The organism is Streptomyces hirsutus, from assembly GCF_001418415.1.
GTDB classification, from domain to species: Bacteria; Actinomycetota; Actinomycetes; order Streptomycetales; family Streptomycetaceae; genus Streptomyces; species Streptomyces hirsutus.
The window spans coordinates 1-3,468 of sequence record NZ_LIQT01000624.1 but is presented as its reverse complement, the minus strand read 5'-3'; the positions used below and the strand labels follow the sequence as shown (position 1 = coordinate 3,468).

The 3,468-nt window shown below is 71.0% G+C and carries 3 protein-coding genes; all 3 read right to left on the bottom strand.

The features are described from left to right. Positions 1–307: 307 nt before the first annotated feature. Positions 308–1,522: an acetyl-CoA C-acetyltransferase gene (locus tag AOK11_RS36145; protein WP_055597867.1), complete on the bottom strand. Its 1,215-nt coding sequence runs from the start codon at positions 1,520–1,522 to the stop codon at positions 308–310. 60 nt (positions 1,523–1,582) lie between these two features. After that, positions 1,583–2,725: an acyl-CoA dehydrogenase family protein gene (locus AOK11_RS36140; protein ID WP_055597866.1), complete on the bottom strand. Its 1,143-nt coding sequence runs from the start codon at positions 2,723–2,725 to the stop codon at positions 1,583–1,585. Between the two features lie 62 nt (positions 2,726–2,787). Continuing rightward, positions 2,788–3,468 (bottom strand): LLM class flavin-dependent oxidoreductase (locus AOK11_RS36135; RefSeq protein WP_055597865.1); only part of this gene is annotated, 681 nt, incomplete at its 5' end.

Genomic DNA, 3,468 nt, shown 5'->3' with positions numbered 1-3,468 from the left:
CGACGCCCTTGAGGATGTCGCGCCGGCTCTCCAGCCGATCGACGACGGCGTCGAGGGAGTCGATGAACGCCGCGTTCATGGTGTTCGCGGACTGGTTCGGGTCGTCGAGGACGAGGGTGACGACCCGGTCGGCGTCCTGTTCCCAGCGGATGGTAAGGCTCTCGGTGTCGGGGGCCATGGGGTGCGCTCTCCTGTGGGTGTACGCGCTGCGGGGTGCGGAACAGCGAGGTGGTGAGGTGCGGAGGGTGTCTGTGCGGGCGTCGGGGCCACGCGGACGACGGCTTCGTACGGGTGTCGCGGCCGACGCTCAGAGGCGTTCGACGACGGTGGCGATGCCCATGCCGCCGCCCACGCACAGGGTGGCCAGGCCGTAGCGCTGGTCCCGGCGTTCGAGTTCGTCGACGAGGGTGCCCAGGATCATCGCGCCGGTTGCGCCGAGCGGGTGACCCAGCGCGATGGCGCCACCGTTGACGTTGACCTTGTCCAGCGACAGGCCCATGTCCCTCACGAAGCGGAGCACGACCGCCGCGAACGCCTCGTTGATCTCGACCAGGTCGATGTCGTCGATGGTCAGCCCGGCCTTGGCCAGCGCCTTGCGGGTGGCGGGCGCGGGCCCGGTGAGCATGATGGTGGGCTCGGAGCCGGACACGGCCGCCGAGACGATCCGCGCGCGCGGGGTGAGCCCGTAACGCTCGCCGACCTCCTTGGAGCCGACGGCGACCAGGGAGGCGCCGTCCACGATGCCCGAGGAGTTGCCCGCGTGGTGGACGTGGTCGATCCTCTCCACCCAGTGGTACTTCTGCAGCGCCACCGCGTCGAAGCCGCCCAGCTCGCCGATGTCCGCGAAGGACGGCTTCAGCCCCGCCAGGGAGTCCGCGGTGGTCCCGGGGCGCAGATGCTCGTCGTGATCGAGGACCACCAGCCCGCTGCGGTCCTTCACGGGGACGACGGAGCGCGCGAAGCGGTTCTCCTTCCACGCGGTGACGGCCCGCTCCTGCGACAGGGCCGCGTACTCGTCGACATCGCGGCGGGAGAAGCCCTCGAGGGTGGCGATCAGGTCGGCGCCGATGCCCTGCGGAGCGAAACCGGTCTCGTGGTTGGTCAGCGGGTCCATCGACCAGGCACCGCCGTCACTGCCCATGGGGACCCGGGACATGGATTCCACACCGCCGGCCAGGACCAGGTCCTCCCAGCCGGAACGGACCTTGGCGGCGGCCAGGTTGACGGCCTCCAGGCCGGAGGCGCAGAAGCGGTTCTCCTGGACGCCGGCGACGGTGTCCGGCAGCCCGGCGGCGAGGGCCGCGATCCGGGCGATGTCGGAGCCCTGATCGCCCACCGGGCTGACCACGCCCAGCACGACGTCGTCGACGGCCGCCGGATCGAGGCCCGGGAAGCGATCGCGGATCTCGTGGATGAGGCCGACCACCAGGTCGACGGGCTTGGTGCCGTGCAGGGCGCCGTTCGCCTTGCCACGCCCACGCGGGGTGCGGATCGCGTCGTACACGTACGCTTCGGTGCTCACGGGATGGCCTTTCACTGAGGGTCTCGGGGCGCGTCGGGACGGAGGGAGACTCACGGGCGCTCAGCCGAGCAGCGAGCGGCCGATGATCTCCTTCATGATTTCCGTGGTGCCGCCGTAGATCGTCTGGATACGGCCGTCGAGGAATGCCCTGGCGACCCGGTACTCCGTCATGTAGCCGTAGCCGCCGTGCAGTTGGAGGCAGCGGTCGACGGTCCGCTTCTGCAGTTCGGTGGCCCACCACTTGGCCATCGAGGCGTGCGCGGCGTCGAGGCGTCCCGCGCTGTGCTCGGTGATGCAGCGGTCGACGAAGCTCCGGGTGACGGCGCACTCGGTGGCCATCTCGGCGATCTCGAAGCGGATGTGCTGGAGGCGGGCGAGCGGCCGGCCGAAGGCCTCGCGCTCCTTCACATGGGTCATGGTGAGTTCGAGGATGTGCTCGGCCGCGGCCGCGGCGCCCACGGCGATGGCCAGCCGTTCCTGTGCGAGGTTGGCCATGAGGGCGGAGAACGCCTGGTTCTCCGCGCCGAGCAGGTTCGCCTTGGGCACCCGTACGTCGGCGAAGAACAACTCGGCGGTGTCCTGCGCCTTCTGGCCGATCTTGTCGAGGTTGCGGCCCCGCTCGAAGCCGTCCATGCCCCGTTCGACGACGAGCAGGCTCTGCCCGGAGCTGCCGCCCTCGGGGGTGGTGCGGGCCACGACGACGACCAGATCGGCCAGGATGCCGTTGGAGATGAACGTCTTGGCTCCGTTGAGGAGGTAGTGGTCGCCCTGGTCGGTGGCGGTGGTCCGGATGCCCTGGAGGTCGGAGCCCGCACCGGGCTCGGTCATCGCGATGGCCGTGATCGTCTCCCCGGTGGTGAAGCCGGGCAGCCAGCGCCGTTTCTGTTCGTCGGTGGCGAGGCGGGTCAGGTAGGGGCCGACGATGTCGTTGTGCAGGCTCAGTGCCAGGCCGGACGCCCCGGCGCGGGCGAACTCCTCGATGAGCACGGCGCTGTGGCGGAAGTCGTCGGTGCCTCCGCCGCCGTACTCCGGGTCGACCGCGAGGCCCAGCAGGCCCTGCCGGCCGGCCGCGCGCCACACCTCGCGGCTCACGACGCCCTCCTGCTCCCAGCGTTCGTGGTGCGGCAGCACCTCCTTCTCCAGGAAGGTGCGCACGGTGTCGCGGAACGCCTCGTGGTCCGCCGTGTAGATGTCTCGCTGCATGTCGGGTGTCTCCACGTCGGGGATGGGGAACGGGTGGGCCTCGCTGTGCGCGGAGCCGTCGTTCAGAGCCAGTTCCTGACCTGCTCGACGAGCCGGGCCGGGTCGGGGCCGACGGGAGTGACGTTGAGCATGGTCACGCCCGCCTCGCGGAACACCTCGACCCGGTCCCGTATGTAGCCCTCGGGGCCTGCCAGGCAGAGGAGTTCGCACAGCTCGGCCGGGACCGCGGACTCGGCCTCCCGCTTGCGGCCCGCCAGGTAGTGCTCCTGGACTGCGGCGGCCTCGGCCTCGTAGCCGTACTGGCAGACCAGGTCGTAGTAGAAGTTGCGCCCCGGGGCCCCCATCCCGCCCACGTACAGGGCGATCATGGGCCGCATCAGGTCGCGGACCGCCTCGGCCCCGTCGCCCACGGCGAGCAGTCCGCCGGCGACGACGGACAGCGGGCCGAGGGCCGTGTCGCGCCGGGCGGTGCCCTCGGTGAGCGGGCCGTTCCAGATCTTGGCCGCGTGCTCGGGTGCGTAGAGGAACGGCAGCCAGCCGTCGGCGAGTTCGGCGGTCATCCGGACGTTGGCGGGGCCGAGGGCGGCGACGTACACGGGGATGGCGTCGCGGACGGGGCGGGTGAGCAGCTTCAGCGGTTTGCCGAGCGTGCCGCCCTTCTCGGCGGGGAGCGGCATGTCGGTGATGCCGTGGTGCTCGATCACCTCGCGCCGCCAGATGCGCCGGGCGAGGTGGATCGTCTC